Origin of the sequence: Frankia sp. AvcI1 (genome assembly GCF_001420875.1) — a bacterium.
In the GTDB taxonomy this organism is placed as follows: Bacteria; Actinomycetota; Actinomycetes; order Frankiales; family Frankiaceae; genus Frankia; species Frankia alni.
On the sequence record NZ_LJFZ01000024.1, the window covers coordinates 57,862 to 77,535 of the forward strand.

Below are 19,674 nucleotides of genomic sequence, written 5' to 3' on the forward strand. Positions count from 1 at the left end.
GGCTGGCCAGGCAGATCGGCCTCGGCCACGACATCGTGCATCCGGCGACGACCTCGGCGTCGCTGTGGATCCGGGGCCGGCTGCGGCCGATCCCGCCGAACACCATGCTCGGCGTGCCGACCGACGCCTTCGGCCTGGTCCGCTCCGGGGTGTTGTCCCCCTGGGGGCTGCTGCGGGCCGCGGNCGACCTGGCCCTGCCGCGCACCCGCTTCCCCGACGACCCCACCGTGGGCGGCTTCGTCGGCGCCCGGGTCGGGCGCGAGGTCGTCGACCTGCTGGTCGACCCGCTGCTCGGCGGGGTGTACGCCGGGCGGGCCGACGCGCTGTCCCTGCGGGCCACCGTGCCGCAGCTCGTCCCGATCCTGACCGAGGACCGGTCGCTGCTGCTCGGCGCCCACCGGGTGCGGGCCCGCACCGCCCCGGCCGCGTCGGCGTCGACGACGCCGCTGTTCGCCAGCCTGCGCGGCGGCCTGGGGTCGTTCGCGACGCGGCTGGCCGAGCGGTCCGGCGCGACCGTGCGCACCGGCGTGCTGGTGCGCGCCGTGGAACGCACCGCCGGAGGCTGGCGGGTCGTCTGCGACCGGGTCGGCGGCGGGGAGAAGCCCGAGCCGCTGACGGCCGACGCGGTGATCCTCGCCGTGCCCGCCGGGGTGGCCCGGACACTGCTGAGCCCGCTGGCCCCGCACGCGGCGGCCCCGCTCGCCGGTGTCCCCTACGCCTCCGTCGGCCTGATCACGCTGGTCTACCGGGACGTCACCCCGCCGCCGGGCAGCGGTTTCCTGGTGCCGGCGCGGGCGGGTACGTCGGTGAAGGCGGCCACCTTCCTGACCACGAAGTGGCCGCATGTCCGCGCCGGCCGGTTCACGGTGGTCCGGGCCAGCATCGGCCGCGCCGGCGCCGAGCACGACCTGCAGCGCGGCGACACCGAGCTCGCCGGCGTGGCCGCGGCGGAGATCGCCCAGATCACGGGGCTGACGGCGCGTCCGATCGCCACCAGGGTGAGCCGGTGGGGCGGCGCGCTGCCGCAGTACCTCCCGGGCCATCTGAGCCGGATCGCCGGCGTGCGCCGGGCGCTGCCCGCGGGCCTCGCGCTCGCCGGCGCCGGCTACGACGGCGTCGGCATCCCGGCCTGCATCCGCTCCGGGGAGGCCGCCGCCGCCGCGGTGCTGCGCGCCGTCCGGACGGCCCAGGGCAGTCCGGCGGAGCCGTCGGGATCGACCGATCCGGTGGGATCGACCGATCCGGTGGAGCCGACCGATCCGGTGGGGCCGGTGGGTCCGCTGGGCCCGGGAGTCTGAGGAACGACCCGCACCGGCCGGTCCGGTCGGTGCGGGGTGATGGAGGAGACGGGTATGCCGGAGTCCACGAAGTCCGTTCAGGAGCTCAACGCCGAGCTCCTCTACACCGGGTGGTCGGTCTTCGCCGCCGACCGCCCGCTGCCCNCCGATCGGACCCCCCTGATCGACGAGGCCGACGCCCTGCTGGAAGGGGCACTGGCGAAGGACGTCTACACCCGCGGAACGTACGAGATCTCGGGCTACCGGGCCGACGCGGACCTGATGGTCTGGTGGACCAGCCCGGACCCCGACCTGCTGCAGGAGACCTACCAGCGGTTCCGCCAGACGGCGCTGGGCGNCCATCTGCGGCCCGTGTGGTCGGCCGTCGGGCTGCACCGCCCGGCGGAGTTCAACCGCAACCACATCCCGGCGTTCGTCCGCCGGGAGGACCCGCGCGGGTACATCTGCGTCTATCCGTTCAACCGGTCTCTGGAGTGGTACCTGCTGCCGGAGTACGAGCGGCGCGGGCTGCTCGCCGAGCACGGGATCATGGGCCGCGAGTTCGAGGACGTCCGGGCCAACACGGTCGCCGCGTTCGGCCTGGGCGACTACGAGTGGCTGCTCGCGTTCGAGGCCGACGAGCTGCACCGCATCGTCGACTGCATCCGCCACCTGCGGGGGAGCGCCACCCGTCGGCACACCCGGCTGGAGACCCCGTTCTACAGCGGCGCCCGCAAGTCCCTCGCCGACATCGTCGCCGCCCTGCCCTGACCCGGTGGCGGCCGCGCTGAGCCGCCCGCACAGCCCCGCCACGACGCTGCGCCGCGCGACCGTGCCGTCCCTCCGGCGCGCGGCGCCGTCGGTCCTGTCTGCGGCGCGTGCCGCCGGGGCCGGCTGACACCCGCAGCCGGCGCCTGCCTGGGCGCCCCCACCCGTCCGGCAGGCGCCGACCGTCCCGTATCCGTGCCCCCCGGCTCGCGCAGGCGCGAGCCGGATCGCACAGTTTCCACCCCGACGGCGCCCGTACGGGCCGGGCAGCCGACGGCTCCCCGGCCGGAGCCGAAGAGCCATGACGCACAGTAGCAGTCCAGCCGCTTCCTGTATACGCAGCGTGCGGCCGGCGTGTGCTGTCCGGAATTTCGGTATCCACGATTGAACGCGGGAATTTCGCTACGGCGGGTTACCGGCGATCGACGTCATCTCTGCTACCTTGAGTCGCCACAAACGGACGGATGACGCCGCCGCAACAGTCGGCGGTCGCGGCGTCGTCCGGCACCTGCTTCGCGGGCCCCCGGTAGATCGGCTGAGGAGAGCCGGTAACGTTGCCCGTGACCAGGAGTGCCGGCCGCGTCGGTGGCCGGCGGTCCGGTTCGCACCGGTGTGCACCCCGACGCAACGCCGGGCAGTGCGCGAACAGCCGGCCCGCCGTCCGCGGTGGCCCACAGTCAGTGGCGGGGGAAGATCGCTGGAGGTCCGGTCGATGCATCACCGATGGTTGAGCTCTCGGCCGTCCACGCGAGGCATACCGAGAACCGCGGCAGGATGGGGTCGGGCCCGGACCGCACCCGAGATCCGACGCGTTGTGGCGACCACGGAGCGGTCGACGATCGGCGCAGCTCGGGGCATCGTCATGACCCCCACCATGCGACCAGGGCGGACGATTCGGACAGTTTGTTCGATTCGTACATTTCAGGCGACTGTCGCCGCGGAGGCGACGGCGGGGTGTTCCGTCGGGAGTCGTCGTTCGGGCGGACCGGTCGGGCGGCGCTGTCCCGCGGGTCACGCTCCCGGGGAGGGCCACGCGTGACGGAGACGATGTCGGGGGACGCCCGCGCCTCCGCCGGGTCGAACTTCGTCCCGCGCACCCGGCCCGGCCCGTCGCCCTACCCGCCGCAGACCAGGCCCGGGGCCGCCGCACCGGCGGACCACGCCGCGACGCCCCCGGGCGGGCAGCCCGGCTGGACCGGCACCGGCGGCCGCCACAGCGTCGCCCGCGCGCACTCGGTCGCGGCGCTGGAGAACGTGGCCTACCGGGCGCAGGTCACCTGGGAGCGCCGCTACGTGCGGCTACTGATCCTGTTCGACGCGGCGGCCTGCGTGGTCGCCGCGGGGCTGGCGTTCTTCGTGCGGTTCGGCGACCTCGTCGACTTCGAGACCAAGCCGGTGTCGATCAAGCCGTACATCCTCATGACGGTGCTGCTGCCGGTCGCGTGGGTGCTCGCCATGTCGCTGAACCGGGCCTACGAGAGCCGGTTCCTCGGCGGTGGGTCGGAGGAGTTCCGCCGGGTGGTCAACGCCGCGGCCAGGTTCACGGCCGCGCTCGCGATCATCTCGTACGCGACCAAGGCCGAGATCGCCCGCAGCTACGTCCTCATCGCGTTCCCCGCGGCGACCCTGCTGTCGGTGGCCGGCCGGGTCATCGGGCGGGGGATCCTGCATCGGATGCGCCGCGCCGGGCGCTGCCTGCACCNGGTCCTCGTGGTCGGTGCCGGCGAGTCCGCCGCCACGCTGGTCCGCCTCGCCCAGCGCGACCCGACGTCGGGCTGGTCCGTGGTCGGCGTGGTGCTCGACCGCTCGCCGGGCCGGCACAGNCACGACCGCCCGGAGCGCAGCGGGTTCGACCTGCTCGGAGTGCCGATCGTGGGCACCTCGGAGACCCTGCACACCGCCATCACCGCCACCCACGCCACCACCGTCGCGATCTGCCCGCAGATGGACGGCGAGACCCTGCGCCGGGTGCTGTGGACGCTCGAGGGCAGCGACGTCGACGTGCTCGTCTCCTCGGCGCTGACCGACGTGACCGGCCCGCGGATCTCGATCCGCCCGGTGGCCGGGCTGCCCCTGCTGCACATCGAGGAGCCGGAGCTCAGCGGGACCCGCCGGGTCATGAAGGGCGTGTTCGACCGCTGCGTCGCCGGCACGGTGATCCTGCTGTTCCTGCCGGTCCTGCTCGGCCTCGGGATCGCGGTCCGGCTCACCAGCCGCGGCCCGGCGCTGTTCAAGCAGATCCGGGTCGGCCGGGGCGGCGANCACTTCACGATGTTCAAGTTCCGGTCCATGTACGTGGACGCGGAGGCGCGCAAGGCCGAGCTGGAGTCGCGTAACGAGCGCGCCGAGGGCCTGCTGTTCAAGATGCGCGACGACCCTCGGATCACCCGCGTCGGGAAGTTCCTGCGCAAGTGGTCGCTCGACGAGCTGCCACAGTTGATCAATGTGCTCAACGGCAGCATGTCGTTGGTCGGGCCGCGCCCGCCGCTGCCCTCGGAGGTCGCCCGCTACGAGGACGACGTGCACCGCCGGCTGATGGTGAAGCCCGGTCTGACCGGCCTGTGGCAGATCAGCGGACGCTCGGACCTGGAGTGGGACGAGTCGGTCCGCCTCGACCTGCGCTACGTGGAGAACTGGTCGCTGGCGATGGACTTCGTCATCCTCTGGCGGACCGTCTTCGCCGTCCTGCGCCGCGAAGGCGCCTACTGAGCTGGCCTGACCTGACCCGGCCGGCCGGCCCGACCGACCGACCGGCTGGCGGGCTTCCGGCCGGGAGCGGCCGGGCGGCCCGACGGACTACGCGGGGGTGAGCCAGCCGGCGACGCGTAGGTGATCGAGGATGCGGTCGACGGCCTCGTCCCCGGAAAGCTGCGCGGTGTCCACCGTGACATCGGCGTCGGCGGGTTGCTCGTACGGGTCCGACACCCCNGTGAACGCGGGGATGACGCCGGCTCGGGCCTTGGCGTAGAGGCCCTTGCGGTCGCGCGCCTCGCAGACCTCGAGCGGCGTCGAGACATGAACCAGGACGAAGCCGCCGCCGGCCGCCTGGACCATCTCGCGGACCTGCGTGCGCACCCGCGCGTAGGGCGCGATCGGCGCGCAGACCGCGGTGCCGCCCGCCCCGGCCACCTGCGCGGCGACGAACCCGATGCGGCGCACGTTGAGGTCCCGGTCGGCGCGGGAGAAGCCCAGGCCCTGGGACAGGTGGGTGCGCACGACGTCCCCGTCGAGCAGGGTGATCCGCCGTCCGCCCTGCTCGAGCAGCCGGCAGACCAGCAGCCCGGCCAGGGTCGACTTGCCGGACCCGGACAGCCCGGTGAAGAAGATGGTCAGCCCGCGCTGGGAGCGCGGGGGGATCGCCCGGGCGAGCTCCGCGGCCACCGCGGGCGGGGTCAGCTCGGCGGGGATCGGCCCGCCGGCGTCGAGCAGGGAGGCCAGCTCCTGGCGGCCGGGCGCGCCGATCGCCGGGCCGATCAGGCTGCCGGACAGGCCGTAGCTGCTGGCCAGGTGCGCGCGTTGGGCGGTGAGCCGGGCCAGCACCTCGGCGTCTGCGTTCGCCGACGGCGTTGCGCCCGCGGCGCCGCCGTCCGGTTCGAGGGGAATGGCCGCCGGGGCCACCCCGGCCGGTGCCGGGCCAGCCGACGACAGCGCCGCCGGTTCGAGGCCGCTCGGTTCGAGGCCGCTCGGTTCGAAGCCGCTCGGTTCGAGGCCGCTCGGTTCGAAGCCGGCCGGTTCGAAGCCGGCCGGGCCGGGGGCCAGCGGATGGCGCGTGCCGCCGGCGGGCGGCAGGACCGTCGCGCTCATCCCGGGCTCCCGGGGGGTGGCCAGCAGCGCCGAGGGGACGGCCGGGACGAGGACCAGCAGGCTGCGGTGACGCGGCGGGTGGTCGCCGGTGCCCGGGCGGCGGTAGGGATCGGGACCCGGCTCGTGGCGGCGGCCGGCGGCGCCCGCCGCGATGGCGTCGGAGGCCACCGCCTCGGAGGCCAGGGTCGCCTCGCTCGGGCGCAGCGGCGCGTCCACGGCGTCGAGCGCGGCCTGCAGGCAACGGACCCGCAGGTGATGCCCGGCATCCGCCGGGTCGGCACCGCCCACCGGGGCGAGCACCACGCAGCGCTTGCCCTGCCGGGTCAGCGCGCGGATGCGCCCCACGTCCGCGGTGTGCAGCAGGCCATCGGCCCAGACCGCCCACGCCGCCCCGGCTCCCACCTGCGGACCGGTCCAGCCGCGGGCGCGCAGCTCGGCACGGAGCTGGTCCGGGGTCAGCCGTAGCGCCGGGTGGTCCGGGTGGTGCGGCAGGCGCACCCCGTCCAGCGTGCCGACCAGGCGCACGGTGGACCCGGCCGGGGCCGGCAGCAGGGTGCGTACGTGCAGGGCGGCGATCATCACCCCCTCCGGGTCGCGCAGGGCGACGGTGTCCCCGGCCGCCAGCGGCTCGGCGTCGGCGGCCGGCACGGCGAGGATGGGCACCGGCACGCCGGCCAGCTCCTGCGCCGCCGGGTAGCCGGGGTTCGGACCGAAGGCGCCGACGAGCAGCAGCTCCAGCTCGGCGAGCTGCACCGGCGTCAGGGTGAGCGACGGCCAGCCGAGAGAGGCCGTCGTCAGCTCCGCGGCGCGGTCCGGCGTCACCAGGCGCAGCAGCCGATCGTCGGCGGCGGGCCCGTGCGACGGGTCGGTTGCGCCCGTGGCGCCCGGCTTCGGGAGGCGGTCGGGATCGGGATCCGGATGAGAGGTGGCACTCACACCCGCGACCGTAACGGGTGACAGACTCCGTCCCGATGAACACCGACGACACCCGCCGGCCGGCCACCGTCCCCGTCGACATCGCGACCGACGAACTCGACGACGACGTCCTGGCCCGGCGACTGGCCACGGATGCAGGCAAACTGCTGCTCAGAATCCGGGAGGAGGTCGGGTTCGCGGAGCCCGCCACCCTGCGCGACGCCGGCGACGCGCGTTCCCATCAGCTCCTGGCCCGGGCGCTGGCCCGCCACCGCCCGCAGGACGCGGTGCTGTCGGAGGAGGGCGCCGACGACCCGGCCCGACTGTCCGCCGAGCGGGTCTGGATCGTCGACCCGCTCGACGGCACCCGTGAGTTCGCCGAACCCGGCCGGTCCGACTGGGCGGTGCACGTCGCGTTGTGGCGCGCCGGCGAGCTCATCGCCGGCGCGGTCGCCCTGCCGGCGCTGAACGTGACGCTGTCGGCCGGCGGCGATGCTCCGGCCGCGGCCCGGCCCGCCGCGGCGGGTCCGCCGCGGATCGTCGCCAGCCGCACCCGGGCGCCGCGGATCGTCGGGGAGGTCGCCGAGGCGCTGGGCGCCAGCGTCGTCCCGATGGGGTCGGCCGGGGCGAAGGCCGCGGCGGTCATCCGCGGCCGGGCGGAGATCTACCTGCACGCCGGCGGGCAGTACGAGTGGGACTCCGCGGCCCCGGTGGCGGTCGCGCGGGCGGTGGGGCTGCACACCAGCCGCCTCGACGGCTCCCCCCTGCGGTACAACCAGCCCGACCTCCTGCTGCCCGACCTGGTCATCTGTGAGGCGAGCCTGGCCCCGGCGGTGCTCGCGGCGATCCGGGCGGCCGACCCACGGCCGTGAGGCCACCCGTGGTGGTCGCCCGGCGTCGCAGGCGGGGCGGCCGGGTGCCGACCGCGACCGGCCGGTGTCCGTCGTGTCGCCCGTGTGGCGGGATGGTGGAGTTGGGTCACGGGTGAGCCGGTTAACGTCGACGAAACCGCCGGTGGGAGAGCCGGGTCGGCTACTTTGGACTGATACATCGGCGAGACGAGGGGTTTTCGCGTGCCTGTGACGGGTTACGAGCTCACCCACCTGCAGATGCTCGAGGCCGAGGCCATCCACATCTTCCGTGAGGTGGCGGCCGAGTTCGAACGTCCCGCGCTGCTGTTCAGCGGCGGGAAGGACTCGATCGTCATGCTGCGGGTGGCCGAGAAGGCGTTCTGGCCCGCGAAGCTGCCCTTCCCGCTGCTGCACATCGACACCGGCCACAACTTCGACGAGGTGCTGGAGTTCCGGGACCGCCGCGCGGCCGAGCTCGGCGCCCGCCTCGTGGTCGGCTCCGTGCAGGCGGCGATCGACGCCGGGGAACTCACCGAGGACACCCGGCCCGGGGCGTCGCGCAACCAGCTCCAGACGCCCGTGCTGCTCGACTCGATCACCGACAACCGGTTCGACGCGGTGTTCGGCGGCGCCCGGCGCGACGAGGAGAAGGCCCGGGCCAAGGAGCGGGTGTACTCCTTCCGGGACGAGTTCGGCCAGTGGGATCCCAAGAACCAGCGCCCCGAGCTGTGGTCGCTCTACAACGGCCGGCACCGCCCCGGCGAGCACATCCGGGTCTTCCCGCTGTCGAACTGGACCGAGCTGGACATCTGGCGCTACATCGCCCAGGAGCGCCTGGAGATCCCGTCGATCTACTACGCGCACAGCCGCGAGACCTTCGAACGGGACGGCATGCTGCTCGCCGTCACCCCGCTGACCCAGCCGCGCGCCGGTGAGGCCGTGGTGCCGCGCCAGGTCCGGTACCGCACGGTCGGTGACATCACCTGCACCGGCGCGGTCGAGTCGACCGCGGCGACCGTCGACGAGGTCATCGCCGAGGTCGCGGCGACGCGGATCACCGAGCGGGGCGCGACCCGGGCCGACGACCGGGTCAGCGAGGCGGCGATGGAGGACCGGAAGCGGGAGGGGTACTTCTGATGGCCGAGCTGCTGCGCGTGGCGACCGCGGGGTCGGTCGACGACGGGAAGTCGACGTTGATCGGCCGGCTCCTCTACGACACGAAGTCGCTGTTCACCGACCAACTCGCGGCCGTCGAGCGGACCAGCCGGGAGCGCGGCGACGGCTACGTCGACCTCGCGCTGCTCACCGACGGNCTGCGGGCCGAGCGGGAGCAGGGCATCACCATCGACGTCGCCTACCGCTACTTCGCCACGCCGCGGCGGTCGTTCATCCTCGCCGACACCCCGGGGCACGTGCAGTACACGCGCAACATGGTCACCGGTGCCTCGACCGCCGACCTTGCGCTGCTGCTCGTGGACGCGCGCAAGGGCGTCGTCGAGCAGACCCGCCGGCACGCGTTCCTGGCCTCTCTGCTGCGCGTGCCCCACCTCGTGCTCTGCGTGAACAAGATGGACCTCGTCGACTTCGACCGGGAGGTCTTCGAGAAGATCAAGGAGGACTTCCGGCGCTTCGCCGCCAAGCTGGAGATCGTGGACGTCGCCACGATCCCGGTGTCCGCGCTGACCGGTGACAACGTGGTGTCCCGTTCGCCGANCACGCCCTGGTACGACGGCAGCTCGCTGCTGCACCACCTGGAGGAGCTGCACATCGCCTCCGACCGCAACCTGATCGACGTGCGGTTCCCGGTGCAGTGGGTGGTCCGGCCGCGCAGCGAGGAGCTGCACGACTACCGCGGCTACGCCGGGCAGGTCGCCGGCGGTGTGCTCAAGCCCGGCGACGACGTCATCGTGCTGCCGTCCGGGCTGACCTCGCGGGTCGCCGGGATCGACACCTACGACGGGCCGGTCGAGGAGGCGTTTCCCCCGATGTCGGTCATCGTCCGGTTGGAGGACGACCTCGACGTCTCCCGCGGCGACCTGATCGCGCGGCCGAACAACCAGCCGACGGTCGGCCAGGATCTCAACCTGATGGTGTCCTGGATGGTCGACGCGCCGCTGCGCCGGCGGGCCCGGGTCGGGATCAAGCACACCACCCGATCGGTGCGGGCGATGGTCACCGACGTCAGCTACCGCGTCGACATCGACACGTTGCACCGGGACGAGAGCGTCGACACGCTGGGCCTGAACGACATCGGCCGGATCGCGCTGCGGACGACCACGCCGCTGTGCTACGACCCGTACCGCCGCAACCNCACCACGGGCAGCGCGCTGCTCATCGACGAGGCGACCGGAACGACCCTCGGCGCCGGAATGATCCTCTAGCGGCGCCCGGCCCGCCGCGGCGATCCGGCGGGGCGCATGGGGCAGTATCGAGCGGTGGACCTGCCCGTTGTTCCGCCGGTGAAGCCGATGCTGGCGCGTGCCGTCGCCGAGATCCCGCCGGGTCTGGTCTACGAGCCGAAGTGGGACGGCTTCCGGGCCCTGGTGTTCCGCGACGGCGACGCCGTCGAAATCACCTCGCGGACCACGAAGTCGATGACGCGCTACTTCCCGGAGCNCGTCGCGGCCCTGCGGGCCGTGCTGCCGGCGCGCTGCGTCCTCGACGGCGAGATCGTCGTCGCCGGAGAGCACGGCCTCGACTTCGAGGCGTTGCAGCAACGGGTGCATCCCGCGGCGAGTCGGGTCGCGCGGCTGGCCGCCGAGACCCCGGTGTCGTTCGTCGCCTTCGACCTGCTCGCCGTCGGGGACCGGGCGCTGCTCGACGAGCCGTTCGCCCGCCGCCGCGCGGAGCTCGCCGAGCTGCTGCGCCCGGGGGACGCCGCCGGCGTCCGCGTGCACGTCACGCCGGCCACCGACGATCTCGATCTTGCCCGACGCTGGTTCGACCAGTTCGAGGGCGCCGGCCTCGACGGCATCATCGCCAAGCCGCCGACAGGTGGCTACGAACCCGACCGGCGCACGATGTTCAAGATCAAGCATGAGCGGACGGCGGACTGCGTCGTCGCCGGCTATCGCCCGCACAAGTCCGGCGCCGGCGCCGTCGGCTCCCTGCTGCTCGGCCTGTACCCGGACCCGGACCCGGACGGCACCGGCACCACCGCCGACGCCGATGCCGGGCCCGGCGCCGGGGATCCGGCCGGCGGCTCGGCGCTCGCCGGCGCCGGCCTCGCCGCGGTCGGCGTGACGTCGGCGTTTGCGATGGCCCGGCGGCGCGAGCTGGTGAGCGAGCTCGCGCCGCTGGTCATCCCGATCGACGAGCATCCCTGGGCTCCCGCCGGGTCGGGCGGCACACGCACACCCTGGGACGCGGGGGAGAGCAGATGGGCGGCGGGCCGGGACCTGTCGTTCGTGCCGCTGCGCCCGGTGCTCGTCGCCGAGGTGCGCTACGACCACATGGAGGGCCCGAGGTTCCGCCACACCACCCAGTTCGTGCGGTTCCGGCCGGACCGTGACCCGCACAGCTGCACCTTCGCCCAGCTCGAACGACCGGTGCGCGTCGACCTGGCCGACGTGCTGCGGTGAGGCGGGCAGCGCCCGCGGGATCGTCCTCCGCTCGATCATCCGTCCACCTGATCGTCATCCGCCCGGCCGCAGGGCAGCGTCCGGCGGGATCCGCGTCTCGCCGAGCGCGACCGCCCCGGCCAGGACGGGCAGCCGGTCGTTGTTGGCGACCAGCGCCGGACTCTCCAGCCAGGCGAGGTAGGCGCCGCGCTGCGCCGGCGTCATCGCCGCGCTCGGCCGCGGNCTGCCGCCCGGGTCGAGGAAGTCCGTCGTCGGACCGGTGATGTACCCGTCGAGGCGCGGGTCTGCGGTGTACACCCGGGGCCGCCCGTCGCCGCCGGTCACCGTGATCGGCCGCAGTGGGTCCCCGTCGCGGCGCGCCCAGAGCTGGCGGGCGCTCGACTCGTAGGCCGCGGCCCACCCCGGGCCGACCCGCGAGGCCTCCCNCAGCCGGGCGAGGATCCACTCCGGCCGGGTGGTGGGTACATCGCGGTAGCGCTGCCGGACGAGGGCCTCGACCACGTCCACCGTGATCCCGACGCCGAGATGGGCGAACGTCGCGATCGGATCCGTGGGGTCGATCGACGTGGCCACCGTGCCGAGCAGATCAAGGATCACCGCCTGCCGCCGGCGGTGGGCGGACCCGGCGTCGGCGTGTTCGCGCAGCACCGCGTCGGCGGCGTCGCCGAGAGCGCCGCTGAAGAAGGCCTGCGCCCGGGCACCCCGCAGGTAGCCCAGTGCCCGTGGGCTCGACGGATAGCCGCCGGTCCCGGCGTTCCAGCCCCGCGTGCGTCTCGCCACCCGCTCGTCGAGCCCGATCGCGTAGGCCGCGGCGTCCCGCCCGAGCAGCCCGGCGAGCGCACCGCCGCGCAGGCCCTCCCGCAGCAGCGTCTGCCAGGCCGCGACCGGGATCTCGCGGCTGGCCGCCGCCGGCGGCGAAGAGACCGGCCCGGCAACGACCGCCGTCACCGCGTCGTACATCTCCTCCCGGTAGGTGTGCAGCGCCGGGACGAGGGCCGCGCGCAGGTGCGACGGCAGCGCCGGGCCGTCGGCGGCGTGCACGGCCCCGGCGAGGCGGGCGACGAACTCCGCCGAGGCGCGCGGATCCGCCCGCCGTGCCGCCGTGCCGCCGGCCGCGGCGACCAGCCCGGACCATGCCCGCGCGGTCGCGCCGACGAGGCCGACCGCCACCGGCAGAGCGAGGTCCCCGACGGCGGCGCCGGCCAGGATCGCCTCGACGTACCGGGTTGCGAACCGGGCCGCCAGCGCCGGTTCGGCGGCGATCGCCGCCAGCAACGCGACCCGGTAACCGCGGTCCGCCGGCGCCTCGCGCAGCACAGCCGCCCCGCGACCGTCCGCGGGCTCCCGCCGAGCCGCCGGTCCGGACCCCGGGCCGAAGGCCAGGCGACCCAGCCGGTCGAGCAGGGCGCTGTCGATGCGACCGGCCGTCAACAGCGGAATCAGCAGCACGGTCTCGGCCCGGTCGTGGCGGCCCTGGGTGTTGAACCGGCCGAGCCAGGAGTCGTCGAATGCCCGGCCGCGGCTGTAGGCGGCGAAGGTCCGCCCGAGAATCCCCTCGGCGTCGCGCCGGTTCACCCCGGCCGGTGGTGCCGGCCGGTTGACCATCGGCCCCCCGGAGCGTTCCGTCACCCCGGCGAGCAGGTGCGCGAGCCCGGCCGGCCCGAGCCCGTCGTAGAAGCCGGCGACGAAGTCCAGGTCGCCGCCGCGTGAGCGCAACGCGCTCAGCGCCTCCCGCAGGCTGCCCGCGGATGCGCCGCCGCCTNCCGACGCGTGGCCGCCCGGTGAACCCAGCCGCCGCCCGGCGCCCGCACCGAGAGCGCGGGCCGGACGCCCCGCCGACCCGGCGACGTCGCCGGCCGCGCCCTGCGCTCCCGCCGGGCCGCCATCGGACAGCAGCGAACGCGCCGCGGCCCGACCCGCGGCGCGCGCCGCGGGTCCGCCGCCCCCGACGGGGACGGCTCCGGTACCGGCAGCGACGTCCGCCCCGGGATCAGCCCCACCGTCGAACGACCGGGAGTGCTGTACGGCCGGCACGATGACGGCCGCCGCCGGCAGGATCGACCGTCCCGCGACGTCGGCGCTTTCGGCCAGCGCGAGCCGGCGGCGCAGCATCGCGGCATCGGCGTCGAGCTCGTCGCCGAGCCGGGCCAGCCGTGCCGCCCAGCCACCCGGGCCGCCGACCTGAGCCAGCGCGTGGGCGACGAGCCGCGCGCCGGTGTGCAGGGCCTCCCCGGCGGACCGGACCGCGGCCGCGAGCACCCGCAGCCGGGCGGGATCGAAGGACACCCGGGCGGCACTCGTGNCGTGCCCGGGAGGATGGCCCGCGGTGAGGGGGACGGAATCACCGAAGCTCGCCACAGCGTCAGCCGATCGCCCGCGGTGGGGCGCCGGGCGCCGCCGACGGCCCGGCCGGGCCGGAACAGGCCTGCTCGCAGAGCAGCAGGCACCGGTCGAGCAGGGCGGTCGCCTCGGCGGCGAGGCGCCGAATCCGGCTGGCCCACTGCTGTGCCGCCCGGCCGTCCCACGCCCCGGCACCGGCGGCCGTCACCCGGTCCAGGGCCGTCGTCACGTCTCGCCGGGTGCGCGCCACCGCAGCGGCCGCCGTCGTCCCGGCTCCATCGAAGATCGTCATCCGCACACCACCGCCATCGGGGTCAGGTTCGGTGCGGCGACGCTAACAACTTCCCGGCGGCTCGCGCTGATCGTCCTCGGATCCTGTGGATGACGGCTGTGGGAATTGCCGACCTGTGGATGAAGCGAGAGCCACCCCGGCCCCGCCGCACCGACCGGGCGCACACGGGCCCGGCGCCGGCGGCCTCAGCGCTGGTAGCGCAGGAAGAGGTTGCCGTCCTCGGCGAACACCTGGACCAGCCTCATCGTGGCCGGTTCGGGCCAGGGAGGGCCCTCCACGATGCCCATCCGGCCGGGGCCGGCGANCATCGGCGCCACGGTCAGGCACAGCTCGTCGAGCAGACCGGCACCGGCAAGCTGGGCGTGCAGCAGCGGCCCGCCCTCCGTGAGTACCCGGGTCATCCCCCGTTCGGCCAGGGCCGCGAGGGCCGCCGCCGGGTCGACGGTCGTCTCACCGCAGAGGACGACCTCGGCGACCGCCGCGAGCGCCTGCCGTTTGGCCGGGGGGGCGGCGTCGCAGGTCAGGACGATGGGACGGACCTCGGCGTCGAACAGTCGGGCGCCGGGATCGAGGCCAGCGGTCGCGGTGATCACGGCGATCGGGGGGACGGCGGCGAGCCCCGCGGCCTGCCGCCGATCCCGCCGTTCGGGGGGGACGATCACCGGCCCGTAGTTCTCGTGGCGTACGGTGCCGGCGCCGACGAGCACCACGTCGCTGAGCCAGCGCAGCAGCTGGAAGACCCGTCGGTCCGCCTCGCCGCCCAACGGGCCGGACCGCCCACCCACCTCGGCGGCACCGTCGACGGAGCTGACGAAGTTCGCCCGGACGTAGCTGGTCTGCCCGGCTGCGGGCGGGTAGGCGTAGGCCTCGTCGAGATCGACCTCGACCGCCTTCGCCGCGATCTCGTCGCCGCCGGCGGCGACCGGACCGTCCGTGCCGGCACCGGCACCGGCGGCATCCGCCGTCGTCGTCGCGACCGGCGCGGGCGTGCCTGGGCTGTCGGCGGGGCCGGGAACCGGAAGGATGCGTCGCACCGAGCCGACTGTAGCCGGTCGGCGAGGGCTCATCCGGTTCGTCTCGTCCTGTGACGTGCGGCCGACCAGCCTGTTCCTACTGCCCCGATCGGCGGCTCGCCCGGCCCTCGATCCCTGCCCTGAAGGGGCTGCGAGAGGGGTGGGCCCTGCCCCGAGGGGCGGCTGCGAGAGCCCTGTGTCCTGCCCCGTTGGGCGGCTCTGNGCGCCGTGCGTCCTGCCCCGCGGGCGGCGCCGCGACGACCCCTGTGCCGGCCCGATCGGCCCGGGCACTGTGAGTTCGGTCCCGGCGGCGCACGACGGGTGGCCCGATCCGGCCTGCTCCGTAGGCTGGCGGGGTGGTGCAGCGCCTCGTCGACCGCCGACCGCAGGTGCGGCCCGAGGAGCTGGTCGCCGCGCTCGTCCCGCCGCCGCGCTTCGACGCCGTCCGCTTCGCCGGCTACCTGCCCGATCCTGCGGAACCGAGCCAGAGCGCCGCCGTCACCGCCCTGTCCGCGTTCGCCGACCGAGTGAATGCCGGCCCCGCCAGGGGCGGCGGTTCGGCCCGTAGGGCCCGCAGCGGCCGGTCGGGGCTGTTCGGCCGCGGCGTCCGCGGGGCCTGGTCGGGTGGTGCGGGCCGCGGTGCGGGGACGGCCCGGCCGGGGGTGTACCTCGACGGCGGGTTCGGCGTCGGCAAGACCCACCTGCTCGCGTCGCTGTGGCACGCGGTGGCGGGCCCGAAGGCCTACGGCACCTTCGTCGAACTCACCTCCCTGGTGGGAGCGCTCGGCTTCGCGGCGACCGTGCGCGCTCTCGGCGGGATGCGGCTGCTCGCCGTCGACGAGTTCGAGCTCGACGATCCGGGCGACACGGTGCTCATGTCGACCCTGCTGACCCGCCTCGCCGACGCCGGCGTCGCGCTGGCCGCGACGAGCAACACCCAGCCGGAGGATCTCGGCGCCGGCCGGTTCGCCGCGGCCGACTTCCTGCGCGAGATCCAGGGCCTGGCCGCCCGCTTCGACGTCCTGCGCGTCGACGGCGCCGACTACCGGCACCGGGGACTGCCGGCCCCGCCCCCGCCACGCGCGGACGGCGAGGTCGCGGCGCTTGCCGCCGCCCACGACGGGGCCAGCGAGGACGATTTCGCGGCGCTCTGCGCGCATCTCGCCGGACTGCACCCGTCGCGTTACGGGGCACTCGTCGACGGGGTGCGGCTGGTCGCGTTNCACGGCGTGACGCCGGTCGCCGACCAGGCCGTGGCGCTGCGGGTCGTGGTGCTCGCCGATCGGCTCTACGACCGGTCGATACCGGTCGTCGCCTCGGGCATCGGTCTGGGGGAGCTGTTCGGCGCGGAGCTGCTCGCCGGGCCGCATCGGAAGAAGTACCAGCGGGCGGTGTCGCGCCTGGCCGCGCTCGCCCGCGACGGCGCCCACCTCACCACCGCCGCCTGACCCTCGCCGTCCGCGTCCCGCCGCCTGCGTCCCGCCGCCCGAGTCCTGCCGCCCGAGTCCTGCCGCCCGAGTCCTGCCGCCCGAGTCCTGCCGCCCGAGTCCTGCCACCTTCCATCCCGGACGCCGGCCTCGCGGCGCTCCCGAACCGGCTGCCCGTCAGGTGGACGGACATCAGGGACCGGACCGCCGCGATCGTCGGCGAGGCCTGCGACGATGGACGCATGGGAACCTACGTCGTGCTGCTCGTCATGGTGTTGCTGGTGGGGCTGGCGGTGCTCGGCGCGCTGTACTTCCTGCTGTCCCGCGGCCGCATCCGACGATGACCGGCGGGCCGGGCGCGGCGGCGCTCAGCCGGCGGGCGGCAGCAGGCGGGTGATCACGACGGACTCGCCGTCGAGCTCGACCCGGCCGGGCATGTAGGTGAAGCCGGGGGCCGAGGCCGCCGGCGCGTCGAACGGGACGCCGTCCAGCGGCACCGCCTGCCGCTGCGCCGCGAGGTTGACGACGATCGCCACGTCCCCCCGGCGCACCACCAGCCAGCGGGCCTCCTCGTCGAAGGTGCACTCCACCGACGCCCACGCCGGATCCGTCAGCGCCGGCAGCCTGCGGCGCAGTCCGATGAGCCGGCGGTGCCAGTCGAGCAGGCTGCCGTGGCCCGGGCGGGTCGGCTCGGACCAGTCCAGCTTCGACCGTTCGAACGTCGCCGGATCCTGCGGGTCGGGAACGTCGTCGGGCCCCCAGCCGTGCTCGGCGAACTCGGCCCGCCGCCCCTCCCGCACCGCGTCGCCGAGCCCGGGGGCGAGGTGGTCGGTGAAGTACTGCCAGGGGGTGTGCGCCCCCCACTCCTCGCCCATGAACAGCATCGGGGTCAGCGCCGAGGTGAGCAGCAGGGCCGCGCCAATGCGCAGCAGCCCGTCGCTGAGCTGCGCCGACGACCGGTCACCCACCGCCCGGTTGCCGATCTGGTCGTGGTTCTGCAGGAACGTGACGAACCGGTAGGCCGGCGTCGTCGGCGGCATCGGCCGACCGTGGGAGCGGCCGCGGAACGACGAGTAGCCACCCTCGTGCACGAAGCCCTTCGTCAGCGCGTGGGCGAGCGTCGAGATCGACCCGAAGTCGACGTAGTAGCCCTGCCGTTCGCCCGACAGCGTCGCCCACAGCGCGTGGTGGGCGTCGTCGCACCACTGGCCGTCCAGGCCGTACCCGCCGGCCTCGGGCGCGACCACCAGCTTCGGGTCGTTGAGGTCGGACTCGGCGACGACGAACAGCGGCCGGCGCATCTGCGCCCCGAGCCGGTGNACCGACTCGGCGATCTCCTCGAGCAGGTGCATCGCCCGGCTGTCCTGGAAGGCGTGCACGGCGTCCAGGCGCAGCCCGTCGCAGTGGAAGTCCCGCAGCCAGGACAGGGCGCTGTCGAGGATGAACGCGCGGACCTCGTCCGAGCCGGGCGCGTCGAGGTTGACCGCCGGCCCCCACGGGGTGATGTACCGGTCGGTGAAGTACGGCCCGAACTGCCCCAGGTAGTTCCCGTCTGGGCCGAGATGGTTGTAGACGACGTCCATGATCACGCCGATGCCGCGGGCGTGTGCCGCGTCGACGAACCGCTTCAGCCCCTCCGGCCCGCCGTAGGGCTCGTGCACGGCGAACAGGCCGACCCCGTCGTAGCCCCAGCCGTGATGCCCCGGGAAGGCGTTGACCGGCAGCAGCTCGACGGCGTCGATGCCGAGCTCGGCGAGGTGGTCGAGCCGGCCGATCGCGGCGTCGAAGGTGCCCTCCGGGGTGAACGTCCCGACGTGCAGCTCGTAGAGCACGCTGCCGGCCAGTGCGATGCCCCGCCAGCTCGCGTCCGACCAGCGGAACGCGCCGTGGTCGACGAGCCGGGACCGGCCGTGGACCCCCGCCGGCTGCCAGACCGAGCGGGGATCGGGCAGCTCCTCGCTGCCCCCGTCGAGCTGGAACGCGTAGTCCGTGCCGTGCTTCGCGGAGGGGACGTTCACCCACCACCAGCCCCGCCGCCCGGCGGACATCTCATGGGTGGCGTCGCCGGCGGAATCCGCCACGACCAGGCTGACCGTCTTCGCGTCCGGGGCCCACAGCCGGAAGGTGCTCATAGCTCCTGTCTACCTTCCGCCGCCGGCCGACATGCCGTGTCCGTGACAACGGCCCCCACCGAAGGTGCCCGCAGGACCCGGTTTCACCGGGCGGGACGGCCCCCTGTGACCGGTCTCATGGCCGCGGACACGCCAGGTGAGATCCGTGATCAGCGTCTGGCGGCGCGCGCCGTCCCGCCTCGTGCGGACGTCCGTCGGCGGCGAAGGTCGATCCGTGGGAGGGGCCCGNTCGCGCCGGGTCAGGAGCGTGGTGAAGGCCTCGGGGAGCCGGGCCCGCGGTCAGGAGCGGACGAGGAGGCTGACGGGGAAGTCGCGTAGGAGGCGCNGGACGTAGGCGGTGCCGCCGTCGTGCTTGCGGCCGGTCAGGACGTCGGTCCAGCGGCCCTCGGGCAGGGGGATGGTCGTGTCGCGCCAGCCGCCGCCGCGGCGCAGGCCGAGGACCAGGCGCGGCACCACGGTGACCACCGACTCGGAGCGGGCGAAGGCGACCACGTTCTCCGCGGCCGAGCCGGACGCCCACAGCGGCCGGTAGGTGGCCCGGTCGCCGAACCACTCGGGGTGCTCGCGGCGGGTCCGCAGCGTCCGGGCGACGACGAGCAGCTTCGCGGCGCCGGAGTCGTCGAGCAGCGGCGGGCGGCGTGGCCCGCCGGTGTCCGCGCCCGGCTCGGCGCCGAGCTCGGCGAGCAGCTTCGTGCGGTCGCCGTAGTTGACCGGGCGGCGGTTGTCCGGGTCGACCAGGGACAGGTCCCACAGCTCCTGACCCTGGTACACGTCCGGCACGCCGGGGACGGTGAGCTGGAGCAGCTTCTGGGCCAGCGAGTTCTGCCGNCCGAGCTCGACGAGGGTGGCGACGTAGCCGGTGAGCACGGCGAGGAACTCCTCGTCCTCCAGCACCGACTCGATGTAGTTCGTCAGCGCCGCCTCGTAGGCGGGGTCCTGGTCGGTCCAGCTCGTGTAGACCTTCGCCTCGCGGACGGCCTTGACCATGTACTGGGTCGCCCGCTCGGTGGACAGCGGCCAGGCGCCGACGAGGGTCTGCAGCAGGAAGTAGGCGGTGGACCGGTCCGGCCAGCCCTGCTCGGTGTCGCGGTGGCGCTCGCCGAGGCGGACCAGCCGGCCGGCGACCTCCGCCCAGCCGCGGGGGTCCTCCGACAGGACGGCGAGGCGGGCGCGGACGTCCTCGGAGCGCTTCGTGTCGTGCGTGGACAGGGTGGTCATCGTCAGCGGCCAGTTGCGCTGCACGGTCAGGTTCGCCTCGTGGAACTCGGTGACGG

General features: G+C 74.8%; 7 protein-coding genes and 22 pseudogenes. 19 read left to right on the forward strand and 10 right to left on the reverse strand.

The features are described 5' to 3' along the window. The 9 pseudogenes from UK94_RS61670 to UK94_RS61705 all read left to right on the forward strand — a co-directional run. Nucleotides 1–183, forward strand: a pseudogene (locus tag UK94_RS61670) (protoporphyrinogen oxidase); the annotation flags it as partial. Between the two features lies 1 nt (nt 184). After that, a pseudogene (gene hemG / locus UK94_RS22175) lies at nt 185–1,298 on the forward strand (protoporphyrinogen oxidase); the annotation flags it as partial. A gap of 54 nt (nt 1,299–1,352) precedes the next feature. After that, nucleotides 1,353–1,442 (forward strand): annotated as a pseudogene (locus tag UK94_RS61675) (chlorite dismutase); the annotation flags it as partial. A gap of 1 nt (nt 1,443) precedes the next feature. Then, a pseudogene (locus UK94_RS61680) lies at nt 1,444–1,635 on the forward strand (chlorite dismutase family protein); the annotation flags it as partial. 1 nt (nt 1,636) lies between these two features. Continuing rightward, a pseudogene (locus UK94_RS61685) lies at nt 1,637–2,048 on the forward strand (chlorite dismutase family protein); the annotation flags it as partial. Between the two features lie 1,044 nt (nt 2,049–3,092). Continuing rightward, a pseudogene (locus UK94_RS61690) lies at nt 3,093–3,747 on the forward strand (sugar transferase); the annotation flags it as partial. 1 nt (nt 3,748) lies between these two features. Next, nucleotides 3,749–3,868 (forward strand): annotated as a pseudogene (locus tag UK94_RS61695) (hypothetical protein); the annotation flags it as partial. A gap of 1 nt (nt 3,869) precedes the next feature. Further along, nucleotides 3,870–4,306: pseudogene (locus UK94_RS61700) on the forward strand (sugar transferase); the annotation flags it as partial. 1 nt (nt 4,307) lies between these two features. Then, nucleotides 4,308–4,754, forward strand: a pseudogene (locus tag UK94_RS61705) (sugar transferase); the annotation flags it as partial. An 87-nt stretch (nt 4,755–4,841) separates the two neighbouring features. On the opposite strand, the gene UK94_RS61710 reads toward UK94_RS61705, so the two are convergent. Next, the coding region (locus tag UK94_RS61710; protein WP_235489246.1) for a hypothetical protein at nt 4,842–4,973 on the reverse strand (132 nt) is incomplete at its 5' end. A gap of 1 nt (nt 4,974) precedes the next feature. Continuing rightward, a pseudogene (gene cysC / locus UK94_RS22190) lies at nt 4,975–6,428 on the reverse strand (adenylyl-sulfate kinase); the annotation flags it as partial. 392 nt (nt 6,429–6,820) lie between these two features. On the opposite strand from cysC, the gene UK94_RS22195 reads away from it, so the two are divergent. The 8 genes and pseudogenes from UK94_RS22195 to UK94_RS22210 all read left to right on the forward strand — a co-directional run. Continuing rightward, entirely contained in the window at nt 6,821–7,636 is an 816-nt protein-coding gene (locus UK94_RS22195) for a 3'(2'),5'-bisphosphate nucleotidase CysQ (RefSeq protein ID WP_041940333.1), read from the forward strand. Between the two features lie 207 nt (nt 7,637–7,843). Beyond that, nucleotides 7,844–8,752, forward strand: coding sequence for a sulfate adenylyltransferase subunit CysD (cysD, locus tag UK94_RS22200; RefSeq protein ID WP_308203111.1), 909 nt, complete (start codon nt 7,844–7,846; stop codon nt 8,750–8,752). Further along, nucleotides 8,752–8,927 (forward strand): annotated as a pseudogene (locus UK94_RS61715) (sulfate adenylyltransferase); the annotation flags it as partial. The gene cysD and the pseudogene UK94_RS61715, both read left to right, overlap by 1 nt. A gap of 1 nt (nt 8,928) precedes the next feature. After that, nucleotides 8,929–9,328: pseudogene (locus UK94_RS61720) on the forward strand (GTP-binding protein); the annotation flags it as partial. 1 nt (nt 9,329) lies between these two features. Beyond that, nucleotides 9,330–9,925: pseudogene (locus tag UK94_RS61725) on the forward strand (sulfate adenylyltransferase); the annotation flags it as partial. 1 nt (nt 9,926) lies between these two features. Beyond that, a pseudogene (locus UK94_RS74675) lies at nt 9,927–9,996 on the forward strand (hypothetical protein); the annotation flags it as partial. 36 nt (nt 9,997–10,032) lie between these two features. After that, nucleotides 10,033–10,231, forward strand: a pseudogene (gene ligC, locus UK94_RS61730) (ATP-dependent DNA ligase); the annotation flags it as partial. Nucleotide 10,232: 1 nt separating this feature from the next. Then, nucleotides 10,233–11,196: pseudogene (locus UK94_RS22210) on the forward strand (ATP-dependent DNA ligase); the annotation flags it as partial. A gap of 2,362 nt (nt 11,197–13,558) precedes the next feature. Here the strand turns inward: UK94_RS22210 and UK94_RS22220 are convergent. The 3 genes and pseudogenes from UK94_RS22220 to UK94_RS22225 all read right to left on the reverse strand — a co-directional run. Continuing rightward, nucleotides 13,559–13,828: a hypothetical protein gene (locus UK94_RS22220; RefSeq protein WP_055751381.1), complete on the reverse strand. Its 270-nt coding sequence runs from the start codon at nt 13,826–13,828 to the stop codon at nt 13,559–13,561. 185 nt (nt 13,829–14,013) lie between these two features. Beyond that, nucleotides 14,014–14,132, reverse strand: a pseudogene (locus UK94_RS61740) (pyrimidine reductase family protein); the annotation flags it as partial. A gap of 1 nt (nt 14,133) precedes the next feature. After that, nucleotides 14,134–14,862 (reverse strand): annotated as a pseudogene (locus UK94_RS22225) (pyrimidine reductase family protein); the annotation flags it as partial. A 368-nt stretch (nt 14,863–15,230) separates the two neighbouring features. On the opposite strand from UK94_RS22225, the gene zapE (UK94_RS61745) reads away from it, so the two are divergent. Both zapE (UK94_RS61745) and zapE (UK94_RS61750) read left to right on the forward strand, forming a co-directional pair. After that, nucleotides 15,231–16,063: cell division protein ZapE (zapE, locus tag UK94_RS61745; protein WP_268761555.1), on the forward strand; the 833-nt coding region annotated here is incomplete at its 3' end. Nucleotide 16,064: 1 nt separating this feature from the next. Then, nucleotides 16,065–16,289, forward strand: a pseudogene (gene zapE, locus UK94_RS61750) (AFG1/ZapE family ATPase); the annotation flags it as partial. Nucleotides 16,290–16,636: 347 nt separating this feature from the next. Here zapE (UK94_RS61750) and UK94_RS61755 read toward each other — a convergent pair. From UK94_RS61755 to UK94_RS61770, 5 genes and pseudogenes are all read right to left on the reverse strand, one after another. Further along, nucleotides 16,637–17,587: DUF3459 domain-containing protein (locus tag UK94_RS61755; RefSeq protein WP_235489201.1), on the reverse strand; the 951-nt coding region annotated here is incomplete at its 5' end. A 1-nt stretch (nt 17,588) separates the two neighbouring features. After that, nucleotides 17,589–18,400 (reverse strand): annotated as a pseudogene (locus tag UK94_RS61760) (alpha-amylase family glycosyl hydrolase); the annotation flags it as partial. Between the two features lie 279 nt (nt 18,401–18,679). Next, nucleotides 18,680–18,725: hypothetical protein (locus UK94_RS74680; RefSeq protein ID WP_268761556.1), on the reverse strand; the 46-nt coding region annotated here is incomplete at its 5' end. 1 nt (nt 18,726) lies between these two features. After that, a pseudogene (locus tag UK94_RS61765) lies at nt 18,727–19,228 on the reverse strand (malto-oligosyltrehalose synthase); the annotation flags it as partial. Between the two features lies 1 nt (nt 19,229). Next, a pseudogene (locus UK94_RS61770) lies at nt 19,230–19,674 on the reverse strand (malto-oligosyltrehalose synthase); the annotation flags it as partial.